The sequence below is a fragment of the Kitasatospora sp. NPDC057512 genome, from assembly GCF_042802135.1.
GTDB lineage: Bacteria > Actinomycetota > Actinomycetes > Streptomycetales > Streptomycetaceae > Kitasatospora.
Genome location: NZ_JBHVET010001198.1, coordinates 1 through 1,470 on the forward strand (window position 1 = coordinate 1; position 1,470 = coordinate 1,470).

At 76.5% G+C, this 1,470-nt stretch carries 1 protein-coding gene; it reads right to left on the reverse strand.

The features are described from left to right. Positions 1 to 25: 25 nt before the first annotated feature. Complete coding sequence (locus tag ACFU6K_RS38875; protein ID WP_380671369.1) at positions 26 to 1,021, reverse strand: ArsR/SmtB family transcription factor; 996 nt, start codon at positions 1,019 to 1,021, stop codon at positions 26 to 28. Between the last annotated feature and the right edge of the window lie 449 nt (positions 1,022 to 1,470).

The following is a 1,470-nucleotide window of genomic DNA, read 5'->3' on the forward strand; positions in this document are numbered from 1 at the left end:
GGCCCCGGGCGTGGTGGAGGCGGGGTCAGGCCGGGTGGTCCTCGGGGTCCGGGGCGGGAACGCGGCCGGCCAGCAGGGCGTGGCCGAGCGCGGTGGGGCGGTGGGTGACGGAGCGGCCGGTGCGGTCCTTGGTGGTCAGCCCGGAGTCGGCCAGGACGGTGGCGTGCTCGCTCGCGGAGGCGGTGGAGATGTTCAGGTGGCCCGCCAGGTCCTTGGTGGAGCAGGGCCCGTGGACCGCGATCGCCTCCAGCGCGGCGGCCCTGGTCTGGCCGAGCAGCGCGGTCAGGGTGCGGCTGGGGGTCGGCTCGGGCTCGGCGCGCAAGGGACCACCGATCCGGGCGGGGTAGAGGAGCACCGGTTGCTGGGCCGGGTCCTCGAAACGGGCGATGACGGGCCGGCGGGGGCCGAACACGCACGGCTGGAGCAGCAGCCCCCGGCCGTCCAGGCGCACGTCGTGCCGGCAGCCGCCGGCCAGCGGGAAGCTCAGCACCGGGCGGCGCCAGGACACCGTCGGGTGCAGCGAGCCGAGCACCCGGTCCGGCTCGGCGATCCGGCGCCGGCGCCCGTGCTCGGTGGTGACGATGGTCTCGATCTGCCGCCGGTACGGGTCGATCGCCCGGGTCTGGTAGTCGGCGGTGACGTTGCCCAGCAGCCTGCGGGCCCGGCGGTCGCCGGCCGCGACGCCACGCGCGAAGGCACTCAACTGCCGCTCCCCGCCGACCGAGCGCAGGTGGTCGCGCAGCGGCGCCTCGGGCGCCTCCGCGGTGGCGCTCTCGGTGGCGCCCGGGTCGCGCCGCACGGCGAGGAACTCCGGGATCGCCGTGGGGGTGTAGAGGTCGAAGAGCAGCGCGGTGCGCGGGTTCCAGGAGGCCCGCAGCTGGTCGCGCCAGGCCTGGAAGCGCGGGTCGCGGACCCCGCTGACCAGGGCGTGCACGCTCAGGGAGAGCTCCATCGACATGTCGGGGCGCTCCGCCACCCGGAGCCGCTCCAGGTCGTCCGTACCGAAGAAGATTCGCAGCACGGTCGCGATCGTCGCCCGGAACGGGCACCGCCGCAAGACCGTTCGGCGAGAACCGAATCCATGGCCGGGCGGGCCGCCGTCCGGCCAGGATCGGGCAGTCGGCCGACCAGGACTCAGGGCCCAGGACGGGGTGCCCGGTCGCCGAACCGGACACCGGGCGGGCGGCCGCCCCGGGGGGGCTCCCGTGCCTGGACGAACCACCCCGGGCCGCTTTGCACTCCCCCCGCACGGGTGGTTTCGTCCTCCGCCTCGGCCCCGGAGACGGTCGGTGGACGGATGATCGCTTCCGGGGCCGTACCGGGCGGCCAGGGAAGGACGGTTCGGGACGATGGGCACGACGCGGCGTTCGCTGCTGGGCGCGGCGCTGGGCGCCCCGCTGCTGGGGTGGCTCACCGGGACGGCGGCCGGTGCCGCTGACGGCGGCACCGACCGCACCGGGAGTCTGGGCA